23 protein-coding genes and 1 pseudogene are annotated in these 21,281 nt (G+C 75.0%); 9 read left to right on the top strand and 15 right to left on the bottom strand.

What is annotated here, in order from left to right:
- Nucleotides 1–139: 139 nt before the first annotated feature.
- The 6 genes and pseudogenes from ACIPSE_RS06940 to ACIPSE_RS06915 form a co-directional block, all read right to left on the bottom strand.
- Nucleotides 140–2,764, bottom strand: a complete 2,625-nt coding sequence (locus ACIPSE_RS06940) for a SpoIIE family protein phosphatase (RefSeq protein WP_401658256.1) — start codon at nucleotides 2,762–2,764, stop codon at nucleotides 140–142.
- Nucleotides 2,765–2,979: 215 nt separating this feature from the next.
- A complete protein-coding gene (locus ACIPSE_RS06935; RefSeq protein WP_401658254.1) occupies nucleotides 2,980–3,405 on the bottom strand; it encodes an ATP-binding protein in 426 nt (141 codons plus the stop codon).
- Nucleotides 3,406–3,521: 116 nt separating this feature from the next.
- Nucleotides 3,522–3,959 carry a (deoxy)nucleoside triphosphate pyrophosphohydrolase gene (locus tag ACIPSE_RS06930; protein WP_401658252.1) on the bottom strand — a complete coding sequence of 146 codons (438 nt, stop codon included), beginning with the start codon at nucleotides 3,957–3,959 and terminating at the stop codon, nucleotides 3,522–3,524.
- 30 nt (nucleotides 3,960–3,989) lie between these two features.
- Nucleotides 3,990–4,250 (bottom strand): annotated as a pseudogene (locus ACIPSE_RS06925) (SPOR domain-containing protein); the annotation flags it as partial.
- Nucleotides 4,251–4,507: 257 nt separating this feature from the next.
- Complete coding sequence (locus ACIPSE_RS06920) at nucleotides 4,508–5,260, bottom strand: GntR family transcriptional regulator (protein WP_401658250.1); 753 nt, start codon at nucleotides 5,258–5,260, stop codon at nucleotides 4,508–4,510.
- Between the two features lie 158 nt (nucleotides 5,261–5,418).
- Nucleotides 5,419–6,573, bottom strand: coding sequence for a DUF4190 domain-containing protein (locus ACIPSE_RS06915; RefSeq protein ID WP_401658248.1), 1,155 nt, complete (start codon nucleotides 6,571–6,573; stop codon nucleotides 5,419–5,421).
- Between the two features lie 240 nt (nucleotides 6,574–6,813).
- On the opposite strand from ACIPSE_RS06915, the gene ACIPSE_RS06910 reads away from it, so the two are divergent.
- The 4 genes from ACIPSE_RS06910 (at nucleotide 6,814) to ACIPSE_RS06895 (ending at nucleotide 9,941) form a co-directional block, all read left to right on the top strand.
- A complete protein-coding gene (locus ACIPSE_RS06910; protein ID WP_401658246.1) occupies nucleotides 6,814–7,920 on the top strand; it encodes a pyridoxal-phosphate dependent enzyme in 1,107 nt (368 codons plus the stop codon).
- A gap of 118 nt (nucleotides 7,921–8,038) precedes the next feature.
- Nucleotides 8,039–8,623: a sigma-70 family RNA polymerase sigma factor gene (locus ACIPSE_RS06905; RefSeq protein WP_401658244.1), complete on the top strand. Its 585-nt coding sequence runs from the start codon at nucleotides 8,039–8,041 to the stop codon at nucleotides 8,621–8,623.
- Nucleotides 8,624–8,646: 23 nt separating this feature from the next.
- On the top strand, nucleotides 8,647–9,375 hold the full coding sequence (locus tag ACIPSE_RS06900) for an anti-sigma factor domain-containing protein (protein WP_401659727.1): 729 nt from the start codon (nucleotides 8,647–8,649) through the stop codon (nucleotides 9,373–9,375).
- An 80-nt stretch (nucleotides 9,376–9,455) separates the two neighbouring features.
- Nucleotides 9,456–9,941, top strand: a complete 486-nt coding sequence (locus ACIPSE_RS06895) for a helix-turn-helix domain-containing protein (protein WP_401658242.1) — start codon at nucleotides 9,456–9,458, stop codon at nucleotides 9,939–9,941.
- Between the two features lie 16 nt (nucleotides 9,942–9,957).
- On the opposite strand, the gene ACIPSE_RS06890 is transcribed toward ACIPSE_RS06895, so the two are convergent.
- From ACIPSE_RS06890 to ACIPSE_RS06880, 3 genes are read right to left on the bottom strand one after another with little or no spacing between them, the layout of a single operon-like run.
- Nucleotides 9,958–10,314 (bottom strand): hypothetical protein, encoded by a 357-nt coding sequence (locus ACIPSE_RS06890; RefSeq protein WP_401658240.1) that lies wholly within the window; start codon nucleotides 10,312–10,314, stop codon nucleotides 9,958–9,960.
- Nucleotides 10,311–10,931: an Asp23/Gls24 family envelope stress response protein gene (locus tag ACIPSE_RS06885; protein WP_401658238.1), complete on the bottom strand. Its 621-nt coding sequence runs from the start codon at nucleotides 10,929–10,931 to the stop codon at nucleotides 10,311–10,313. The genes ACIPSE_RS06890 and ACIPSE_RS06885 overlap by 4 nt, the downstream gene beginning before the upstream one ends.
- Nucleotides 10,928–11,530 carry an RNA polymerase sigma factor gene (locus ACIPSE_RS06880; RefSeq protein WP_401658236.1) on the bottom strand — a complete coding sequence of 201 codons (603 nt, stop codon included), beginning with the start codon at nucleotides 11,528–11,530 and terminating at the stop codon, nucleotides 10,928–10,930. The genes ACIPSE_RS06885 and ACIPSE_RS06880 overlap by 4 nt, the downstream gene beginning before the upstream one ends.
- 225 nt (nucleotides 11,531–11,755) lie before the next feature.
- Between ACIPSE_RS06880 and ACIPSE_RS06875 the strand changes: the two genes are divergently transcribed.
- The 5 genes from ACIPSE_RS06875 (at nucleotide 11,756) to ACIPSE_RS06855 (ending at nucleotide 15,009) form a co-directional block, all read left to right on the top strand.
- Entirely contained in the window at nucleotides 11,756–12,259 is a 504-nt protein-coding gene (locus ACIPSE_RS06875) for an Asp23/Gls24 family envelope stress response protein (RefSeq protein WP_401658234.1), read from the top strand.
- 66 nt (nucleotides 12,260–12,325) lie between these two features.
- Nucleotides 12,326–12,511, top strand: coding sequence for a hypothetical protein (locus ACIPSE_RS06870; protein ID WP_401659801.1), 186 nt, complete (start codon nucleotides 12,326–12,328; stop codon nucleotides 12,509–12,511).
- A complete protein-coding gene (locus ACIPSE_RS06865) occupies nucleotides 12,508–13,485 on the top strand; it encodes a DUF6286 domain-containing protein (RefSeq protein ID WP_401658232.1) in 978 nt (325 codons plus the stop codon). The genes ACIPSE_RS06870 and ACIPSE_RS06865 overlap by 4 nt, the downstream gene beginning before the upstream one ends.
- Nucleotides 13,485–14,036: a hypothetical protein gene (locus tag ACIPSE_RS06860; RefSeq protein WP_401658230.1), complete on the top strand. Its 552-nt coding sequence runs from the start codon at nucleotides 13,485–13,487 to the stop codon at nucleotides 14,034–14,036. Before ACIPSE_RS06865 ends, ACIPSE_RS06860 begins: the two co-directional genes overlap by 1 nt.
- On the top strand, nucleotides 14,026–15,009 hold the full coding sequence (locus ACIPSE_RS06855; RefSeq protein WP_401658228.1) for a YihY/virulence factor BrkB family protein: 984 nt from the start codon (nucleotides 14,026–14,028) through the stop codon (nucleotides 15,007–15,009). The genes ACIPSE_RS06860 and ACIPSE_RS06855 overlap by 11 nt, the downstream gene beginning before the upstream one ends.
- Here ACIPSE_RS06855 and ACIPSE_RS06850 read toward each other — a convergent pair.
- The 6 genes from ACIPSE_RS06850 to ACIPSE_RS06825 are packed head-to-tail and all read right to left on the bottom strand — an operon-like array spanning nucleotide 14,979 to nucleotide 21,165.
- The gene (locus tag ACIPSE_RS06850; RefSeq protein ID WP_401658226.1) at nucleotides 14,979–15,674 is read right to left on the bottom strand and encodes an alpha/beta hydrolase; all 696 of its coding nucleotides are present in this window, start codon (nucleotides 15,672–15,674) and stop codon (nucleotides 14,979–14,981) included. The genes ACIPSE_RS06855 and ACIPSE_RS06850 overlap by 31 nt on opposite strands.
- Entirely contained in the window at nucleotides 15,671–16,474 is an 804-nt protein-coding gene (locus ACIPSE_RS06845) for a DUF1295 domain-containing protein (RefSeq protein ID WP_401658224.1), read from the bottom strand. The genes ACIPSE_RS06850 and ACIPSE_RS06845 overlap by 4 nt, the downstream gene beginning before the upstream one ends.
- Nucleotides 16,471–17,775, bottom strand: a complete 1,305-nt coding sequence (locus ACIPSE_RS06840) for a class I SAM-dependent methyltransferase (protein WP_401658222.1) — start codon at nucleotides 17,773–17,775, stop codon at nucleotides 16,471–16,473. The genes ACIPSE_RS06845 and ACIPSE_RS06840 overlap by 4 nt, the downstream gene beginning before the upstream one ends.
- Nucleotides 17,772–19,124: a class I SAM-dependent methyltransferase gene (locus tag ACIPSE_RS06835; RefSeq protein ID WP_401658220.1), complete on the bottom strand. Its 1,353-nt coding sequence runs from the start codon at nucleotides 19,122–19,124 to the stop codon at nucleotides 17,772–17,774. The genes ACIPSE_RS06840 and ACIPSE_RS06835 overlap by 4 nt, the downstream gene beginning before the upstream one ends.
- On the bottom strand, nucleotides 19,121–19,855 hold the full coding sequence (locus tag ACIPSE_RS06830; RefSeq protein WP_401658218.1) for a DUF1365 domain-containing protein: 735 nt from the start codon (nucleotides 19,853–19,855) through the stop codon (nucleotides 19,121–19,123). Before ACIPSE_RS06830 ends, ACIPSE_RS06835 begins: the two co-directional genes overlap by 4 nt.
- Nucleotides 19,852–21,165 carry an NAD(P)/FAD-dependent oxidoreductase gene (locus ACIPSE_RS06825; protein ID WP_401658216.1) on the bottom strand — a complete coding sequence of 438 codons (1,314 nt, stop codon included), beginning with the start codon at nucleotides 21,163–21,165 and terminating at the stop codon, nucleotides 19,852–19,854. Before ACIPSE_RS06825 ends, ACIPSE_RS06830 begins: the two co-directional genes overlap by 4 nt.
- Nucleotides 21,166–21,281 lie beyond the last annotated feature (116 nt).

The raw sequence follows: 21,281 nt of genomic DNA, 5'->3' as shown, positions 1-21,281 counted from the left end.
GCCCTTCCCAGAGCAGGCCCAGCAAGACGCCGCCCGGTCCACAACGCTCGTCCCGCCGTCGCGCAGCGGGACTTGCCCCGCGCCGCTCACAAGCCTCCGCCCGACCGCAGGACGCCACAGGGCCCGCCCAGAACCCGGCCTAGAACAGGCTCAGCAGGGCCTCTGCCGGGTCCACGATGGTGTGTCCGCCGTCGGGGAGCGGGAGTTCGAACCAGACCGTCTTGCCGCGTGGCGTGCGCCGTGAGCCCCAGGCGGCGCTGAGCAGGCCGACCAGTTGCAGACCGCGACCGCCCTCGTCGGTGTCGCGGGCTCGGCGGCGGCGGGGCTGGACGAGGCCGGAGTCCCAGACCTCGCAGACCAGGGTGCGGTCCAGCAGCAGCCGGAGTCTGATCTCGCCCTCGCCGTACCGCAGCGCGTTGGTGACCAGCTCGCTGACCAGCAGCTCGGTGGTGTCGACGAGGGGTTCCAGGTCCCAGCCGAGCAGCCGGCCGCGCGCGTACTCGCGGGCCCGGCCCACGCTGCGGGGCTCCCGGGGCAGCGTCCAGTCGCCGACCGAATCGGCGGGCAGGCCCTGGACACGTGCCATCAGCAGCGCGATGTCGTCCTCGCCGTGATGGGTGTCGAGGGTGTTGAGGACGTGGTCGCAGACGTCCTCCAGCGGCCGGGCGGGGTCGGTGAGGGCGCCGACGAACGCCTGGAGGCCCTCGTCGAGGGGGTGATCGCGGCTTTCGACCAGTCCATCCGTGTAGAGCGCGAGCAGGGCGCCCTCGGGCAGTTCGACCTCCACCTCCTCGAAGGGCTCCCCGCCCACCCCGAGCGGCATGCCCGGCGGCACGTCCAGCATCAGGGCGGCCTCACCGGGCTCGACCAGGACGGGCGGCAGATGGCCCGCGTTCGCGAAGGTGCAGCGCCGGGTCACCGAGTCGTAGACGGCGTACACGCAGGTCGCCAGGTACACCTCGGAGAGGTCGGCCTCGCGGGGGCGGCGGGCGGCGCGGGTGGCCTGCTGGACGCCGCCGGGGGCGCCGAGGCCGCGCGCGATCTCGTCCAGCGCGCTGAGCACCTCGGCCGGTTCGAGGTCGAGCAGGGCCAGCGTGCGGACCGCGGAGCGCAGTTCGCCCATGGCGACGGCCGCGCGCAGGCCGCGGCCCATGACGTCGCCGACCACCAGCGCGGTGCGGTGACCGGGCAGTTCGATGACGTCGAACCAGTCGCCGCCGACCTCGCTGGGCCGGTCCGAGGAGGAGTTGCCGGGGAGATAGCGGCAGGCGATGTCGAGGCCGGAGGCGACCGGGTCGCCCGGGGGCAGCAGGGACCGTTGCAGTATCAGCGCCCGCTCGTGCTCGCGGCGGTACAGGCGGGCGTTGTCGATACAGACCGCCGCGCGCGCGGCCAGTTCCACGGCCAGGTCCCGGTCCCGGTCGCCGAACGGTTCGCTGCCCTTGGTGCGGGCGAACTGGGCGAGGCCGACGACGGTGTCGTGGGCGACCATCGGCACCGCGAGCGTCGACTGGACCAGGCCGCCCTCCTCGGGCGGGATGTACAGCGGGCGGGCGGTGCGCAGGGCGTCCGCGCAGGGCGAGTTGAAGGGGAAGTGGTGCACGGCGCCGACCGGTACGGGCGGCCCGGAGCCGGTGAAGGGGGCGTCCGAGACGGCGCTGGCGAACGCGACGCGGCGCAGCTCCGCGCTGCCGTCGGCGAGGCCGGGCGGGGTCTCGTCGCCGGCCAGCAGGCCCTGGTAGAGGTCGACGGTCGCGAGGTCGCAGAAGCCGGGGACGACGACGTCGAGGAGTTCGCGGGCGGTGGTCTCCAGGTCGAGGGAGTTGCCTATGCGGGCGCCGGCCTCGTTCAGAAGGGCGAGATTGCGCCGTGCGGCGGCGGCCTCGCGGGCGGCCTGGCGGCGGGCGGTGATGTCGGTGGCGAGCCAGGCGACGCCGATGGGGCGGCCGGAACCGCTGTGCACCCGGTAGAGGTTGACGGACCAGTGGCGGCGCTCGTCGGAGCCGGGCAGGAAGCCGGTGACGTGCATGTCCGTGATCGGGTCGCCGGTCTCCAGGACCCGGCGCAGGGTGGCCATCACCCGCTCGGCCTCGGGGCGCAGGAGGTAGTCGTGGACACCCCGGCCCCGGTGGTCCTCCGGTGTCCCGCCGAACAGCGAGGCGAACCGCAGGTTGGCGCGGCGGATCCGCAGGTCGGGGTCGATCAGCAGGAAACCGAAAGGAGATTGACCGAAAATGGACTGCGCGGCGGCGAGGTCCGTCTCGATGCTGCGCAGGGTGCGGACGTCGACGACGATGCAGACCGCGGCCTTCTCGCCCTCCTCGGTCCGGGTCGGCATCACATAGACCTCGGCGAGGCCCTCCCGGCCGCCCTTCCCGTCGGCGCTCTCCGGCACCCGGAAGGGGACGACCCCGGTCCACTCGCGGCCGTCGAGGATCTCGGCCATCTTGCGCTGGCCGCGCTCCCGCTGGTCGGGGTCGATGAACGCCTCGATGGGGTCCATGCCGACGGCCCGCTCCGCGGAGATGCCGAAGAGCTGCTCGGCCCGCAGGCTCCACTGGTCCACGAGCCCGTCGGGGCCTATGGAGAAGGAGGCGACCTTGATGTAGTCGTACATCGAGCCGGGCGGGCTGCTCTGCCAGGTGACGTCACTGTTCGAGACCGTATCGTCACCCTGCGCGGTCGGGAGTTCGACCGCCGCACGTGACCTCGCGCCGCCCGACGGGTCCTCGGACTCCGTGGCCTTCGCTGGTATCTCGCTCACGCGAACCGTCCCCTCCAGCTCACCGCACCCGGCACCGGTCACCGGGAGCGGCTGCCCGCAGTATCCAGCACTACGGCGCCGCACAACACGGTGTTCACGATCACAGCACGGTCCCAGCGGTTTTTGGACCGTACCGCGACAACACTTCCAGTCTTCTAACCAGCCGACACACTGTCGAATCACGCACTCCCGCACCGACCGGCGACCGGACGGGTTCAGTCCGGCACGGCGAGCTCGAACCACACCGTTTTGCCCGTCCCACCTGGGCGGGTGCCCCAGCGCAGGGAGACGTGGGCGACCAGCGCGAGCCCCCGGCCGTTCTCGTCGTCCGGCCGGGCGACCCGCTCGCGCGGCGGATCGGGAAGCGGGTCGGACACCTCCACGCGGAGTACGTCACCGGGGCGCGCGGGACGTACGAGGCGTACGCCGATGGGGCCGGTGGCATGCCGCAGGGCGTTGGTCACCAGTTCGCTGACGAGCAGGGCCGTCACATCGCACACGCCGTCCAGGCCCCAGTCGCGCAGCCGGCCGCGGACGGCGGCACGGGCGGCGCGTACGGCGCCGGGGTCCGCGGGGAAGGACCACTCGGCGCACTCGCCTTCGGTGTCGATCACGCCGATCACTTCCCAGGCCACACCCATGTCCGGTTTCGTGGGGTTAGTGGCCACATACCCGATATCCGGGGCGCAGTACCGCGCGGACGGGCGCACTGTGGCACGAACGGCGTAGGGAGTCCCCCGGAGGTGGTGCCGCGCGCCTATGCGCGCGCGGCGCCGCCGGCGCCGGGGGTGCGCGCCTCGTCCCATCCGGCCAGCAGCTCCCGGACCGCGGGGACGTCCTGGTCGAGCCAGTCGACGTCCCAGACCTCGTCCGGGCTCAGCCAGCGCAGCGCGTCGTGGTCCTGGAGGGGCTCGGGGGCGGGGGAACCGGCCCGGAGGCGGGCCGTCCAGACCTGGAGGGCGTACGGGGGCCGCAGGGGCCATTCTCCGGGGACGCGGGCGCCCGGCTCGGTCTCGATGCCGAGTTCCTCGCGCAGTTCGCGCACGAGGGCCGCCTCGGGCTCCTCCCCCGGTTCCACCTTGCCGCCGGGCAGTTCCCAGCGGCCGGCGAGTTCGGGGGGTGCGCTGCGGCGCGCGGCGAGGAGGCGGCCGGCGTCGAGAAGGGCGGCTCCGACCACGAGGGTCCGTTCGGTCATGGCCCGGAGCCTACAAAAGGGCGGCGCCCGTCAGTTGCGGGTGCCGTCGCCGTTCTGGGCGATGCGCTCGACCCAGTAGAGCTGCTTGTGGCCCCGGTCGTCGAGGCTGTCGGCGATCTTCTGTGCCTCGGCACGGGTGGCGTACCGGCCCACGCGGTAGCGGTTGCCGTTGTCGTCCTGCCGTATGACCAGCCAGGGAAGAGTGATCGTGCCGTCGTTCATCGCCGCCCACCACCCCTTCCCGGCCCGGCTCGCCCGGGCCTCCGCGGCTGTCGCCTCGCCCCGCCCGCTAAGGAAACCGCAATCCGCATATGCCCGAGCCTACGCCTAACCTTTACGCAGCGAAGCCGCCTTTTCACAAAGAGGTACGCAACCAGCCAGAACGCAGGGGGCGCGCGACCGAGAGTGCGCCGCGCGGACGCCGGAACACATCCGGTCAGCGCGGTCTCCACGCGCGCGGGGCGACCTGCGAGAACGGCCAGATTCCAACGGCGCGCGCAGGGGCGGACGGCGCCCTTCCCGCGGGCCGGGCGCCGGACAGGCGTGCGCTACTTCACCGGCAGGTGGTAGGCGACGCGGTAGCGGTCGGCCGGGATGACGACGTCGGCGGTCTCGACGGCTCGGCCGGAGGCGTAGAACGTGCGGTGGACGACGATCACCACATGGCCGGGGACACCGCCGAGGGCGAGGAGTTCCTCGGCGAGACCGGGGCGGGCCCCGACCTCCTCGGTGACGTTGTCCACGACGACGTCGATGGCGGCCATGCGCTCGACGACGCCCATGCCGCCGAGGGGGCCCTCCTCGGGCAGCATCACGGGGGTGCGGCCGGTGAGGGCGAGGGGCTCCCAGGAGGTGGCGAGCATCATCGGCTCACCGCTCTCCCGGTAGAGGTACCTGGTGCACATCACGCGGTCGCCGGGGCGGATGCCGAGCCGCTCGGCGACGGCCCCGGAGGCCTCGGCCTGACGGCTGCTGGACTCCCAGGTGCCGCGCGCGGCGGCGTCGGCCTGCTCCTGGCGGAACGGGGTGGCCCCGCCGTCCGGGCGGTAGCCGGAGCGGGCGACCCGGCGCGGCACCGGACGCTCGCGCACATACGTCCCGGAGCCGGAGCGGCCCTCGACGAGCCCCTCGGCCATCAGCACCTTGCGCGCCTCCAGGGCGACGGTGTCCGAGACGCCGTACTCCTCGCGGATCCTGGCCTGCGAGGGCAAACGGGTATGGGGCGGCAGCGAACCGTCGACGATCTTCTTGCGGAGATCACCTGCCACACGCAGGTACGCCGGCTGCTCACCGAATGTCACGGGCCGCTCCCATCAGGTTGTACAGACAGCAACAGCCTGGCAACCGTGGGTTCAGCGCCGCAAGCAAAGGCCAGAGAATCACTCGATGTGATGACATGTTCCCGGGTCAGGCTTTACGCAGGCACTTTCTCCCCGCTATGGACACGATCACACCGCGATCAGACATCGAGTTCACCGGCGTCCGTCCCGCCGCCGCCGTCGTCGTAGTCCTCGTCGTACTTCGGCACGGTCGTCGCCAGGCCCAGAGCCTCGCGGGCGGTGACGGTGGTGTCGCCGTCCACATAGGCCCACGCGTCGTCGTAGTGCTCGTAGTAGGCGTCGGTGTCCTCGGCCGCGCCCGCGGCCTCCCACTTCTTCGCCGCGGCCCGCAGATCGGCGACCAGGCCGCGCACCGCCTCGCCGTGGCCGTCGCTCCACTCGCGCTCCTCCAGCGCTCCGGCCTGCGTCCCGAAGGCGCGGGCGACGTCACCGGCCCACTCCTGGTTCACCGCGAGGTCGTCCTCGGCGTAGTCCTCGGGCTCCTCGTACAGGGCGCGGTCCAGCGCGTTGGAGGCGTCGAGGAAGGCCAGCTGGTCGGGGTCGAGGGTGGTCTCGTCGTTGCGCAGCGAGCCGGTGAGGGACTTGTCCTCGTCGACGTTGCCGAACAGGCAGGTGATCTCCCGGTCACCGAAGCCCCAGCTGTCCTCGGAGGGGACGAGGTAGTAGACGTCCACGTCCGAGGGGACGGCCCAGGCGTCCATGGCGTACCGCTCCTGGAGGGCGTAGCACTTCTCGTCGGCGGTGTCGCCGATCTCGTCGTCGCCCGGGAAGGAGTCGCCGGGCATCGTCACGACGGCGAACACCTCGCCGTGGTGCGCGCGGTCGCAGGGCACCTCGTCGATGTCGTAGGCGTCGCCCGTCAGGGAGCCGGTACCGGAGTCGAAGCAGTCGCCCTTGTCCAGCGAGTAGGCGGTGCCGCCGCCGGACGCGGCGTCCCGGAAGCCGTCCCAGAACTCGGAGACGGCACCGGTGGCCAGCGAGAGGCTCCACAGGGCGAGGCCGACCGTGGACAGCACGGCCCCCGCGACCGCCATGCCCTTGCCGCGTTCGCCCTTGCGCCGGATCTGCGCGAGCGCGATCAGCCCCAGCACCAGCCCCACGGCGGGCAGGAAGCAGAGGATGCCCAGCACCAGGGCGGCGATGGCGACCCCGTTGACGGGCACGGGCTGCGCGTAGCCGCCGTAGCCGTAGCCCCACGGACCGGGCGGGGTGTAGGGGCCCGGCGGGTACGGCCCCTGGGGCTGGTGGGGGCCGGGGGGCGGGGGTATGGACACGGGTACCGTGCTCCTGGTTCGGGCTGGAGTGGCGAACTGTCATACGACTGGGCGCATGGTAAGCGCAGGGTGAGCGGCGGCGGAACGGCGGACGCGCAGGCCGGCGTCCTGGCGGAGGCCGCGCCGACCGCCAGGTGGGCGGGGGTCCGGGCGCCCGCGGTGACGACCTTCCCGGCCCCGGTGACGGAGCCGACGTGCCGGGCACCGGAGGTGACGAACCGTCACGGTTACGCTGCGGCCATGACCCTACTGCCGGAGCGTTACTGCCCCGTGGACGGCGCCCGCGTCCCCGCCGACTCCCTCGCCTGGTGCTGCCCCGTCTGCCAGGGCCCCCTCGACCTGGACTTCGCCCCCACCCCCGCGCCCCTCAAAGCCCTCACGGGCCGCGCGAACTCCCTGTGGCGGTACGCCGAGACCCTGCCGCTCGGCGCGCCCACGGTCTCCCTCGGCGAGGGCCGCACCCCGCTCGTGCCCCTGCGGGACAGCGTCTCGGCGAAGCTGGACTTCCTGATGCCGACGCTGTCGTTCAAGGACCGGGGCGCGGTCCTGCTCGCCGAACTCGCGCTGCGGCTGGCCCCGCACCGGGTGATCGCCGACAGCAGCGGCAACGCGGGCACGGCGGTCGCCGCGTACTGCGCCCGCGCCCGGCTGCCCTGCACGGTGTACGTCCCGGAGGGCACGTCCGCGAAGAAGCTGGAGCAGATCGGGGCGCACGGGGCCCGCCTCGAGGTGGTCCCCGGCGACCGGGAGGCGGCGGCGCGCGCGGCCCGGGAGGCGGCGGACACCCCGGGCACCTTCTACGCCTCCCACGTGCACAACCCCTACTTCCTGCACGGCACGAAGACGTACGTCCACGAGCTGTGGGAGGACCTCGGGGGCCGGCTGCCCGACGTGCTGGTCGTCCCCGTCGGCAACGGCACGCTGCTGCTGGGGGCCGCCCTCGCGGTGGCCGAGCTGCACGGCGCCGGGCTGATCGAGCGGCGGCCCGCGCTGTACGCGGTGCAGGCGGCGGCGGTCGCCCCGCTGGCCCGGGCCTGGGAGGAGGGGCTGGAGGACCTGAAAAGCGTGACCCCGGTGGCCCCGACCCTCGCCGAGGGCATCGCGATCCCCCGCCCGCCCCGGGCCCGGCAGATCCTGCGCGCGGTGCGGGAGTCCGGCGGCACGTTCCTGACGGTGACCGAGGACCGCATCCGGCACGCCCAGCGGGACCTGGCGTCGATGGGCCTGTTCGTCGAGGCGACCGGGGTGGCCTGCTGGGCGGCGGTCCGGGACGGGGCCCTCGGCACCCGCAGCGCGGTCGTACCGCTGTGCGGGGCGGGCCTGAAGTCGGGCCTCGCGACGGGCTGACGGTCCGGTCCCGGGCGGGCGGGGGGACGGACCGCCGACAAGGTCGTGGCAGGGACCAATCCGCCGCCGCAGCGGGATCGGATTACGTCCGGAGATGTCCCAACAGCGGAGGCCCCCCGTGAGAGAAGCCGTACACATCGGCAGAAATCCAGCGTCGGAACCGGATCTTGAGGAGCTGGTGGGCCGCGTGGCCCTCGGGGACGAGGACGCGTTCGCCTCCGTCTACGACGCCGTGGCCGGTTCCGTGCTCGGGGTCGTGCGGGCCGTGCTGCGGGACCAGGCGCAGTCGGAGGAGGTGGCGCAGGAGGTGCTGGTGGAGGTCTGGCGGACCGCTCCCCGCTACCGGTCCGACCGCGGGACGGTGGTCAACTGGATCCTCACCCTGGCGCACCGCCGCGCGGTGGACCGGGTCCGGTCCGTGGAGGCCGCCGCCGCGCGCGACCACAAGGCCGCGCTGCTGGAGCGGACACCCGAGTTCGACGAGGTGACCGAGCAGGTCGAGGCCCGGCTGGAGCGCGAACAGGTGCGGCGCTGTCTGCGCACGCTGACCGAGATCCAGCGCCAGGCCGTCACGCTCGCCTACTACCGCGGGCTCACCTACCGGCAGGTGGCCGAGGCGCTGTCGCTGCCGCTGGGCACGGTCAAGACCCGGCTGCGGGACGGTCTCATCCGCCTGCGCGACTGCCTGGGGGTGACCGCGTGACCACTCCGGACGATCTGCACCGCATGACGGGCGCCTACGCCCTGCACGCCCTGCCCGACGACGAGTCCGCCGTCTTCGAGCGCCATCTCGCGGGCTGCGAGCCGTGCGCGCAGGAGGCCGCCGAACTGTCGGCCACCGCGGCCCGGCTGGGCCTGGCCGTCACCGTGAGCCCCTCCTCCGACCTGCGCGAGCAGGTGCTGCGCCGCGTCTCGTCCGTGCGGCAGGAACCGCCCGGCGGGCTGACGGCGGCCCGCGCCGGACGTCCCTCGCAAAGCGCCCGGCTGCTGTCCCGGTGGGCCCTGGCGGCCTGCCTCGCGGCGGCGGCCGTGCTCGGCGGGACGACGGTCTGGCAGCACCAGCGGGCCGAGGACGCCCAGCGCCAGGCGCAGCGCGCGCGGAACGCGACGGAGGAGATCGCGTCCGTGCTGGCCGCGCCGGACGCCCGGACGCGCACCGCCGCGCTGGGTGACGGCGCCACCGGCACGGTCGTGGTCTCCGAGGAGCAGGACCGTGCCGTGTTCCTGACCTCCGGGATGGCCCGCCCCGCCGACGGCACGGTCTACCAGCTGTGGTTCGACGACCACGGGGCGATGCGCTCCGCCGGTCTGATGGACCCCGGCCGCACCGACCAGGCGGTCCTGCTCCAGGGCGCCGTCGACGGGGCCTCGGGCGTGGGCGTCACCGTGGAACCGGCCGGCGGGTCCGCGGAACCCACCTCCGACCCGGTCGCCCTGCTGGGGCTTCCCGCCTGACCGTGGAGGAGCGTATGCGCCCATACGGGTGCAAAAGCTGACGGAGAGTAACAGGCCGCCGTGCGGGTTGTCATACGGTCATGACACTCAGCACCCGGCCTCCGCGGCCCATGCCCTCCCACCCCCGCCGCCGCGACGGCAAGACGCCCCTGCCCCTGCCCGAGGAGTGCGCCCGGCTGCGCCGGGCCTGGGGCATGAGCGTGGCGGACGTGGCCACGGCGTTCGGGGTGACGGCCGCGACCGTACGGTCCTGGGAGGCGGGCCGCACCGCCCCGACGGGCCTGCGCCGCGCCGCCTACGCGGCCTTCCTGGGCGGCCTGTCCCAGGGCCTGGTCCCGGCCCCGGGCCGGGCCGCCCCGGCGAGACCGCGCGGGACCGTAGGCGGCGGCCCCGCACCGGTGCCGCCCCCGCGCCCCGTCACCGTCCGGCCCGGTCTGCCGGTGGGTCCCGGCCCGGACCCCGTCACCCCGGGGCGCCGTCGGCGCCTGCGCGTCCTGGCACTCGCGGCGGGCGCGTGGACCGTCTTCGTCCACCTGATGACGACGATGCCGGTCCCGCACCCGTAGGGCACAGGGGCGCCGCTCAGACCTGGCCCGTGATCGTCACCGTCACCCGGGCCGCCGGGGCGGTGGGGAAACGGTCCGCCAGGTGGTGTTCGACGGCGGTGCGCACGGCGCGGGCCACGTCCAGCGCCCTGGCCCGGCGCACGGCGACCACCTGGACGTCGACGTGCCAGCCAGCGTCGCCGTCCCGGCCGGGCGTCAGCCGCACTCCCGCGGTGGGCGTCCGGCCGCCGGAGCGGTCGGGGCGGGACAGCGCCGAGCGGAGCCGGGAGGCCAGCCCGGGTCTGAGGAAGGCGACGCCCGGCACGAGCTCCACGACCCGGGCGACGTCCTCGACCGGATCGGCCTGTGCGGCGGGCGGCGGATGCGCGGTCATACGGTGTCTCCTTCGCGGCCCTCGGCCCGGGTGTCGACGAGGTCGGTGACGCGGATGTCCACGGACGCTATGGCCATGCCCAGCTCCCGTCCGGCTGCCTCCCGCACCCGCTCCCGTACCCGCTCGGCGAGCTGCCGCAGCGCGACGTGCGCGGGCGCGTGGATGTCGAGACGGACCTCGACCGCCCCGGCCTCGGAGCCGTCGGCGTCCGTGATGCGGCAGGAGCCCGCGCGGACGCCCTCGACGGTCTCGGCCGCCGCGCGCAGGGCACGGGCGACGACCGTCTCCATGATCCACAGGTCCTCGGCCGGCTCGCCCAGGGGCAGCGGACGGCCGGGCCGCAGTTCGAGGCGGACCAGGTCCATGACCCGCCGGGTGAGCGGCTCGGCGTCGTACGCGGTGGTCTCCGGGGTCTCCTCACGCAGACCGCGCACCGCGCTCTCCAGCTGTTCGAGGTCGCGCACGGCCCGGCGGCAGTGCGGACAGCCGGCCGCGTGGGGGTCGTGGACCCGCCGCTCCCAGTCGTCCCAGACCTGGGACAGCGGCCGTCCGCACGGCAGCCGCTCGTCGTCGTCGCCCGCGCGGACGCCCTCGGGCGGGTCGGTGTGGGTGGTCATCGCCAGGCCCCCAGTGCTTGTGTCAGACAGCGGCGTGCACGGAAGACGCGGGCCCGGACGGCTTCCTGGCTGATGCCGACCGCGTCCGCGATGAACTCGTAGGACCGGCCGTCCAGTTCGCGCAGCACCCAGCAGGCACGCTGTTCGGCCGACAGCAGGTCGAGGGCCTCCCGGACCTCCCGGACCGCGTCGCGGGCCTCCGTGATGCGGGCCGGGGAGGTGGCGTGCTCGGCCGCCGGGACCTCGCCCGCCGCCTCCAGGGGCGCCACCGGTCTGCGGGCCCGCAGCACGTTCAGACAGCGGTTGGTGACGATGCGGTACATCCAGGTGCCGAAGGACGCCTGGCCGTGGAACTCCGGCAGCCGCCGCCATGCGCTGAGGAAGGCGTCCTGCACCGCGTCCTCCGCCTCCGCCTGGCCGCCCAGCAGTCGGGTCGCCAGCCGGATCAGCGCCGGCGCGTGGCGTTGCACGAGCGCCGCGAAGGCATCCTCGTCGCCCTCCGCGGCCCGGACCACGAGCAGCGGGTCACCGGTGTCGCCGGTGTCACCCGTGCCGGCACCGGCCTCCGGTGGTGCGGTCAGTCTGCGGGCCCCCGCCACTGGGCGGCTCCTCTCGTCCGGTCTCTTCAGGTTGGACACCCGTGTGCGCCGCGTGTGACGCACCGGTTCACTTCACGGCCGCGGGCACGCGCGGATGCGTCCGTGTTCGGCCCCCACCGCGTTCCCCGGGACTTTTTCCGGGCATCCGCGTCACAGCGGTGACCGCGCCGGGTCGAACGGAGTACAGGCATCCGACGAACGAGTCACGGCAGGAAGGGCATCACCATGACCACGCAGACCGCGGCAGCCAAGAGCGAGACCCCGGCGCCCCGCGCGGGCGGCAGGACCGAGGGCACCACCGCCGTCTCGGGCGGCGCCACCGGAGCGGACCAGCCGGCCCCGGACCGCGGCCGGACCTCGATCGCCGACCTCGTCGTCGTGAAGGTGGCGGGCATCGCCGCCCGGGAGATCCCGGGCGTGTACGACATGGGCGGCGGCCTCTCCCGGACCATCGGCGCCGTCCGCGACCGGGTGCCCGGCGGCCGTCCCAACGTGGGGCGCGGCGTCAAGGTCGAGGTGGGCGAGCGGCAGACCGCCATCGACCTGGACCTGGTCGTCGAGTACGGCGTGCCCATCACGGACGTGTCCCGGGACGTGCGGGAGAACGTGATCTCGGCGGTGGAGCGCGTCACCGGCCTGGAGGTCGTCGAGGTGAACATCACCGTCAACGACGTCCGGCTGCCCGACGAGGAGGAGCCCGCGAGCGGGGCCGAGGGCCGCGTGGAGTAGCGGTTCCGGCGGAACCGGACAGCGGCAGCAGCAGACGGCAGGCATCCAGGTGGGAGGTGGACGGGCGTGAGCGCACCGTTCGTAGGGATGATCGCGGGGATGGCCCTGGCGTTCGCCGGGTACTTCGGCGGCTTCGGCGCGTTCCTGCTCGTGGGGGCGCTCGGCGGTCTCGGCTGGGCGGCGGGCCGCTGGGTCGAGGGCGGCGGCAGCGTCCGGGACGTCCGGGACGCGTTCGAACGGGGCCGGCGATGACCACCGCCGCGCAGCGGGGCACCACCACGGTCACCGAGCGGGCCGTGCGCAGGATCGCCGAGCGGGCCGCCGACGAGTCCCTGGCGACCGCGGCCGAGACGTCCCCCGCGGCCCCGGCCGACGGGCGCCCGGCGGCGGAGACCGCCACCGCCGCGCGGACGGCGAAGGCGGCGGCGTCCGTGCACGGGCGCCGGGCGCGGGTCGCCCTCGACGTGGCGCTCCCCTACCCGGCGCCGCTGACCGAGACGGTCCGGGGCCTCCAGGAGCGGGTCACGGGGCGTACCCGGGAGCTGACCGGCCTCGACGTGCCTCCCGCACGGATCAGGGTCACCTCGCTCACCCCCGCCCGGGGCGGACCCGCGCGCACGGAGGCCGACCCGGCCCCGCCCGCCGGGCGCACCCCCAGGCGGCTGTGGTCCCGGCGCCGGGTCCCGGCCGCCGTGCAGGCCGCCCTGGCCGCCGCGGCCTGCGCCGCCCTCGCCGTGGACCTGGTCCTCGTGCACGCCGCGCACCGCCCGGCCGCCGCCTGGCGCGTGCAGGCCGTGCACTGGCTGGCGCAGCACGGGCCCGCCGACCGGTCGGTGACCGTCGCGGGAGCGCTGACGGCGCTGCTCGGCGGGTGGCTGATCGTCCTCGCCGTCACCCCCGGACTGCGCCGGCGGGCGACCGTGCGGGTCCCGGCCGCCGGGGTCGTCGCCGCGGTGGACCGGCCGGCCGTCGAGGCGCTGGTACGGGACGCGGTGGGCGCGGTGCCCGGCGTCGGCACGGTGCGCGTCCGGACGGGGCGCCGCCGGGTCGTGGTGCGGGCCGGGCTCCTGTTCGGGGAGTCCGCTCGGGTCCGCGACGACGTCACCGCGGCGGCCGGGGGCGCGCTCGCGTCCTGCGCCCTGCGCCGCCCCCGCGGGCTGCGGGTGCGTGTGACCCCCTCGCCGCTGTGGCAGGCTCCGGCGGGGCAAGCGGAAGGAGACGCGTGATGCGGCAGTCACGGACCGCCCTCAACCGGTTCGGCCTCGGCGGCACCGGCCTGGCGCTGGTGCTGGCGGGCGGGTGGGTCGCGGTGAGCGGCACCCTCACGGCGGGGCACCACGCCCTGCTGGACACCGGCCGGCTGGCGCGGCTGCGCGGCGAGGGCTGGTGGACGCCGTCCGTCCTCGCGGCGGCGATCGTGCTGAGCCTGCTCTTCGGGTGCTGGTTCCTCGCCCAGTTCCGGTCCGGGCCCGGCCGTCCGCTGCCGCTGCCCGCACCGGGCGGCACCGTGCGGGCGCGGGCGCTGGCCGAGGCGGTGGCCCTGCGCGCGGGCACCGTGCCCGGTGTCGCCCGCAGCCGCGCCCGCGTGCTGCCCCGCTCGCGGCGCCGCCTGGAGGTGCGCCTGCGGGTCTGGCTCGCCCCGGACGCCTCGCCGCGGGCCGTGCTGCCCGACCTGTGCGCGGTGGCCGCGGAGGCGGAGGAGTCCGCCGCGCCGTACCGCGCGCACACCCGTCTGCGCGTCAGCGCCGCAGCGCACCGCAAGCCCCATGTCCGCTGACCCGTACACGGGCGACGCCCGTCCCGCGGTCCCCCGTGCCGCCGTCGCCCGGGTCCTGCGCGTGCGGTGGCCCGCCGCGTGGTGGCCCGCGCTGCGCCGCACCCCGGCGTCGCTGTGGAACGACGACATATCCGACTACGCGGCGGCCCTGACGTACTACGCGATCCTGTCGGTGCTGCCCGCGCTGATGGTGACGGTGCTCGCGTTCGGCCTGATCAGCCCGGACACCGCGGAGCAGTTCGTCAGCCATGTCACCGCGTACGCGCCCGCCGAGTCGGCGAGCGCCCTGCACGCCGCCCTGTCCCGGATGCTGGGCGCGGACAACGGGGCGTGGCCGCTGCTGGTGGCCGGCACGGTCAGCGCCCTGTGGTCGGCCTCCAGCTATCTCGCCGTCTTCCGCCGCGCCCTGCACCGTATGCACCGGGCCGAGGACCGGCGTTCGCCCTGGCGCCGGGCGCCGCGCATCGTGCTCACCGCGCTCGGGCTGCTGCTCCTGTTGCTGGCCGGGTCACTGGCCCTGCTGCTGACCGGGCCGCTGGCCGAGTACGTGGGCCGGCTGCTGGGGCTGGGCGCCACCGCGGCCTGGGCCTGGAGCGTGCTGCGCTGGCCCCTGCTGCTGTGCCTGGTGGCGCTGCTGGTCGTGGTCGTCTTCCACACCGGCCCGGACGGGGCCCGGCGGCGGGTGCACAGTCTGCCCGGCGGGGTCCTGGCCGCCCTGCTGTGGCTGGTGGTCTCCACCGGTTTCGCGCTGTACGCCTCCACCCTGAGCGCGTACAGCAGGCTCTACGGCTCCCTCGCCGGGGTCGTCGTCTTCCTGATGTGGCTGTGGCTGTCCAACCTGGCACTGCTCACCGGCGCACAGTTCACCGCCGAACTGGCCAAGGCCTCCCCCGCTCACAGCACGGGGACCGGGCCCGCTCACAGCACAGGAACCGGCCCCGCTCACAGCACGGGAACCGGCCCCGGGGCATAACACTCGGGCGGCAGCGGGTCGGGACGGCCCCCGGGGTCGAGAAGGTGCGCGACCACCGCCGCCGTCGTCCCGTGCCAGAAACCGGGCCGGCGCAGCATCGCGTGGTCGCCGTCGCGGACCAGGGCCATCGCCGCCCGCTCGGCGGTGCCGCGCGCCCGGCGCACCAGGTCGGCGGAATCGGCGGGCGCGGTGACCCGGTCGCGTGCGCCGTGCAGGACGACGACCCGGCGTCCCGCCAGCGGCCCCGGCTCCTCGTCCGGCGGCCACCAGGGGGCCAGCGCCAGCAGCCCGCCGACCTGGGGGTGCCCGGCGGCGCGCAGGGCGGCCCGGCCTCCCATGGAGTGGCCGACGAGCACCGTCGGCACGGGTCCGGCGAGCGCGGCGAGCTGTCCGAGCGCGTCCAGGGTGTCCGGCACCGGGTCGGCCCGGGTGCCGTTCCAGCCGCGGACCCGGTAGCGCACCCCGGCGAGCAGGACGTCGTCGGGCAGGGCGTCGGCGAGGGCCCGGTGGAAGGGGCGCATCCGCAGGGCGGCGAGCTGCCAGGGCCGCGCCGGACCGAGGCCGTCGGCCCGCCCGCCGTGCAGCACGAGCACGGCGGCGCGGGGGCGGGCGGGGAGCCGCAGCGGCACGAGGGCGCCCGTCGCGGGCAGTGGGCCGGCGGTCACCGCGACCTCGGCGGGCGGGGGAAGAAGCCGCTGGTCCGCGCCACGTACTCGGCGTAGCCGGGTCGGCCGGCCATGTGCCGTTCCAGGAGCCGCTGCCCGCTGCCCTTGGTCAGCAGCAGGCTCATCACCACCGGGGAGACCAGGCACGCGGCGGCCACCGCGGGCGTGTCGCAGACCAGCAGGAACAGGCCCCACCAGACGCAGAAGTCGCCGAAGTAGTTGGGGTGCCGGGTCCAGGACCACAGGCCCCGGTCCATGATCCGTCCCCGGTTGGCGGGGTCGGACTTGAAACGGGCGAGCTGGGCGTCGCCGATCCCCTCGAAGCCGACGCCGACCGCCCACAGCGCCACGCCGGCCCAGGTGAGCGCGGACGGCGCCTCCGGCACGTACTGCGCGGCCTGGACGGGCAGCGACACCAGCCACACCAGGGCGCCCTGGAGCAGGTACACCATCCGCAGGGCGTAGACGTTCCGGTTGCCGGGCGCCTTGGCGAGCATCGCCTCGTAGCGCGGGTCCTCGCCGTGGCCCCTGCCGCGCCGGGCGATGTGCGTGGCGAGCCGCAGCCCCCAGAGCGCGGTGAGCGCGGTCGCCAGCAGCCGCCGTACGAGGTCGCCCTCCCCGGTGGAGGCGGCGAAGGTCGTCACGGCGACCGCGGTGAAGCCGATCCCCCAGGCGATGTCCACGATCCGGTGCAGGCCCAGGCGCACCGCGACGGCGAAGGTGACCAGCATGACCGCGAGGGCCGCGGCGGCGGCCCAGGCGAGGTTGAGCGCGAACGCGCCCCACGGGAAGCCGCTCACAGCTTCTCCAGCCCCTCGTACCACTGGTGGGTGGTGGCCGGCATGCCGCTGTCGCCGCCGGGTCCCGGCCGCACGCTCAGGATCTGGTCGACGCCCATGCGTCCCTCCTCGAAGGCCAGCGCCCCGCCGACCAGGTAGAGCCGCCACACCCGGGCGGTCTCCTCACCGGTGAGACGGACGAACGCGTCCCAGCGGTCCTCCAGGGTGCGGTGCCAGGCGCCGACGGACCGGACGTAGTGCTCGCGCAGCGACTCGGTGTGCCGGACCTCAAGACCGGCTCCCTGCAACAGGGTCACGGTCTCGCCGAGCGGGCGCATGTGCATGTCGGGGGCGATGTACGCCTCGATGAAGGCGCCGCCGCCGGGCGCGACGGGGCCGCGGGACATCTGCTGCACCAGGACCCGTCCGCACGGCCTGACCAGGCGGTGCAGGGCAGCGGTGAACGCCGGGTACTCGGCGTCGCCGACGTGCTCGCCCATCTCGACGGTGGAGACGGCGTCGTAGCCGCCGCCCTCGATGTCCCGGTAGTCCTGGCAGATCACCTCGACCCGTTCGTCGAGCCCGCGTTCGCGGACCTGCTCGCGCACGTACGCCGCCTGCTCGCGGGCCAGGGTCACGGCGGTGACGAGCGCGCCGTGGCGTTCGGCGGCGTGCAGGGTGAGCGAGCCCCAGCCGCAGCCGATGTCCAGGAGCCGCGCGCCGGGCCTGAGGGCGAGCTTGCGGCAGATCAGCTCCAGCTTGGCCCGCTGGGCGTCGGCGGCCGTGAAGCCGGGGCCGTCGTCCGCCCAGTAGCCGCAGGAGTAGGCCATGGTCTCGTCGAGGAGGAGGGCGTAGAAGTCGTTGGACAGGTCGTAGTGGTGGCTGATGGCGGCCCGGTCGCGGGCCCTGCTGTGCAGGCCGCCGCGCAGCCGGGCCTGGGAGGCCGGGGGCGCGGGGCGCGGGCCTATGACGCCGAGCCGCGCGGCGGTGGTCACGGCGCGGGCCCGGTCGGCGGGGGTGAGCCGGGGCGGGCGCAGGCCCCGTTCGCGCTGGGCGGCCCACACGGTGCGCAGGGCCTGCCCGAGGTCGCCGTCTACGTCGAGTTCACCGGTGACGTACGCCTGCGCCAGGCCCAGTTCGCCGGGCTGCCACAGCAGGCGGCGCAGCGCGCGCCGGGAGCGCAGGACGGCGACGGGGGCGTCGGCCGGGCCGGTCTCGCTGCCGTCCCAGGCGCGCAGCCGGACCGGCAGGGGCCCGCCGAGCAGGTCCTCGGCGAGGGCGGCGAGCCGGTGGGCGGCCCTCCCGCGGGCTGGGGTGCTCATCGGGCGGGGTCCTCCTTGGTGAACAGGTACTGCTGGACGTCGAGGTAGCCGGCCCGGAAGCCGGCCTCGGAGTAGGCCAGGTAGAAGGTCCACAGGCGGCGGAACGTCCGGTCGAAGCCCAGGGCGTCGACGGCGTCGGCGCGGTCGGTGAAGCGTTCGCGCCACAGGCGCAGCGTCTCGGCGTAGTGGGCGCCGAACCCGTCCCGGCGGGTGGGGGTGAGGCCGGTGCGGGTGCGGACGGTGTCCTCGATCGCCTCGGTGGAGGGGATGAGGCCGCCGGGGAAGACGTACTTGTGGATCCAGGTGAAGGTGGACCGGGAGGCGAGCATCCGGTCGTGCGGCATGGTGATGGCCTGGAGGGCGACCCGGCCGCCCGGTGCGAGCCGTTCGTCGAGGGTGCGGAAGTACGTCGGCCAGAACTCCGCGCCGACCGCCTCGATCATCTCGACGCTGACCACGGCGTCGTAGGTGCCCTGTGCCTCGCGGTAGTCGCACAGCTCGATGGTGACCCGGTCGTCGAGTCCCGCCGCCCGGACCCGCTCCTGGGCCAGGGCGCGCTGCTCCTGGGAGAGGGTGAGCGAGGTGACGTGGGCGCCGCGGGCGGCGGCGCGCAGGGCCAGTTCGCCCCAGCCGGTGCCGATCTCCAGCAGGCGGGTGCCCTCGCCGACCTCGGCCAGGTCCAGGAGCCGGTCGATCTTGCGGTGCTGGGCGTCGGCGAGCCGGTCCCAGCTCGCCGGGAAACCGCGGAAGACGGCCGAGGAGTAGCTGAGGGTGTCGTCGAGGAAGAGGGCGAACAGGTCGTTGGACAGGTCGTAGTGGCGGCTGATGTTGGCGCGGGAGCCGTCGGGGGTGTTGCGTTCGTCATGGGGGTGGCGCAGCGCCCACAGGCGGCGCAGCCGCTGGAGCGGGGCCGGGACCAGGTCGGCGGCGTGCGCGGCGAGGACGGTGAGGACGGCGACGAGGTCGGGGGCGTCCCATTCGCCGGCCATGTAGGACTCGCCGAACCCGACGAGGCCGCCGGTGCCGATCCGGGCGTGGAAGGCGGCGGGGTCGCGCACGTCCAGGAGCGGTCCGCCCTGTCCGAGGGTGTCGCCGCCGGCGAACCGGACCCGCAGGGGCAGCCCGTGCAGGGCCCGGCGGACGACGGCCTCGGTGACGGCGCGGCGGGCCCGCGAGGCCCGCGGGACGGCGGCGACGTCCGGCCAGCGGGCGGGGTCGACGGCGGCGGGCCCGGGGGCGTCCGGCCGGGGGACGGCCGGCTCGGGGACGACGGCCAGGTCGGGGGCGTCGGCGGGCTCGGGGGCGTCCGCGGGCTCGGGGGCGTCGGAGCGGGCTTCGGCTGTCCTCATGTCGCTTTCTCCGGGGTGCTGGGGTGGTCGGGACGGGGCTGGACGGGCAGCCCGCGCAGGTAGAGACGGATGCCGTGGAAGCGGATCGCGGCCGACACGACGAGGGTGGACAGGGGGTGGCGCAGCGCCTGCCGCAGCAGCGCGACGGCGGTGGCCTCCCGCCGGCTGCCGCGTACCGTCGCCGTGAAGGCCCGTCCGCCCTCGCGGTCCAGGTGCACGGTGAGGGCGAGGCGGTCGCCGGGGCTCGGCAGCCGCATACGGTAGTGGCCGTCGACGGGGAAGAACGGCGAGACGTAGAACTCCTTGTCCACGCCGGTGCCTTCGGTCGCCTCCGGGGTCAGCAGATAGGCGTGCCGGCCGCCGTAGGTGTTGTGGACCTCGGCGACCACGCAGCGCAGGTCACCGGCGGGGCCGTGGCACCAGTAGAGGGTCAGCGGGTTGAAGACGTACCCGAACACCCGCGCGTGGGTGAGCATCAGCACGCGTCCGCCGTCCAGGGACATCCCGTGCGTGGCGAGGAAGGCGTCGAGACCGGCGCGCAGGGTGGGGTGGTCGCCGGTGAAGTGGTCGCGGGCGTCGAAGCGGGCCAACGGGCGCAGCGCGGCGGGCAGTCGGGGCGGCCGGTCGGGGTCGATCAGCCACAGGTACGTGCGGTGGCGCAGCGCGTACCGGCGGGGGCCGGTGCGCACGTGGGCCACGGTGCACGGGTAGAGCGCGGGTGCGCCGGTCACCAGCGCGCTCCGAGCGCGGCGGCGGCGGCGACGCCGGAGCGGCAGCCGTCCTCGTGGAAGCCCCAGCCGTGGTAGGCGCCCGCGAACGCGCAGACGCCGCTGTTGAGTTCGGGCAGGCGCTGTCCGGCGGCCACCGACTCGGGGGTGTAGACGGGGTGTTCGTAGACCATGCGGGCCAGTACCCGGTCCGGGTCGACCCGGTCCTCCCCTCCCAAGGTCACCACGAACGTCTCGGCGGCGTCGAGGCGTTGGAGCCGGTTCATGTCGTAGCTGACGCGCACCCGGTCGGCGGCGGCCTCGCAGGAGGGCATCAGGTAGTTCCAGGAGGCGCGGGCGCCGCGGGCGCGGGGCAGCAGCCCGGGGTCGGTGTGCAGGAGCGTGGGGTTGCGGGAGTAGCGGAACGCGCCCAGCACCTCGCGCTCCGCGTCGGAGGGGTCGGCGAGCAGGCGCAGGGCCTGGTCGGGGTGGACGGCGACGACGACGGCGTCGTACGACTCGGTGGTGCCGTCGGCGGCCGTGATGTCGACGCCGTCGGCGTGCCGCCGTACGGCCTGGACGGGGGTGCCGGTGCGGACGTCGGGGAGCTGCTTGGCGATCCGGTCGACGTAGGCGCGCGAGCCGCCGCTGACCGTGCGCCACACCGGTGAGCCGCCGACGGAGAGCATGCCGTGGTGGTCCATGAAGCGGAACAGGTAGGCGGCCGGGTAGCGCTCGGCGGTGACGGCGTCGCAGGACCAGACGGCCGAGACGACCGGGGTCATGAAGTGGGTGCGGAAGTAGGCGGAGAAGCCCTCCCGGTCCAGGAAGGCGCCCAGGGTCACCGTGTCGTCGCCGTCCCGGGCCAGCAGCCGCCGGGCCGCCCGGTGGAAGGCGGGCACCTCGGTCAGCAGGCGCAGATAGCGTGCGCGCAGCAGGTTGCGCGGCTGGGCGAACAGTCCGACGGGGCCGCGCGCGCCGGCGTACTCGAGTCCGCAGCCCTCGCACCGCACGGACATGCTCATCTCCGACTCCTGCGTGGGCACGCCCAGCTCGTCGAAGAGGCGCAGCAGGTTCGGGTAGGTGCGGCGGTTGTGCACGATGAAGCCGGAGTCGACGCTGTGCACCCGCCCGTCGTACGGCGAGGTCAGCTCATGGGTGTGCGCGTGCCCGCCGAGCCGTTCGTCGGCCTCGTACAGGGTGACGTGACGGGTCCTGCCCAGGATGTACGCGGCGGTCAGCCCCGCCACCCCGGAGCCCACCACGGCCGTCCCGCGCCGCGGGCCGGGCGAGCCCTCCGCAGGGTGCCCGGCACTTCCCGACGTCCGCTCCATCGCCTTCTCCCACGCTCGTGATCAGGGGTCCGCGCGTAATCCGGAGCAGGTCGGAGGATGGATTGGCCGATCAGGAGGCAATCCCGCGCACCCCTGGGAACAACCGGCACAAAGGG

This window comes from Streptomyces sp. NPDC090106 (assembly GCF_044747265.1).
GTDB lineage: Bacteria > Actinomycetota > Actinomycetes > Streptomycetales > Streptomycetaceae > Streptomyces.
The sequence above is the reverse complement of the archived record's forward strand: the minus strand, read 5'-3'. Positions and strand labels throughout refer to the sequence as shown.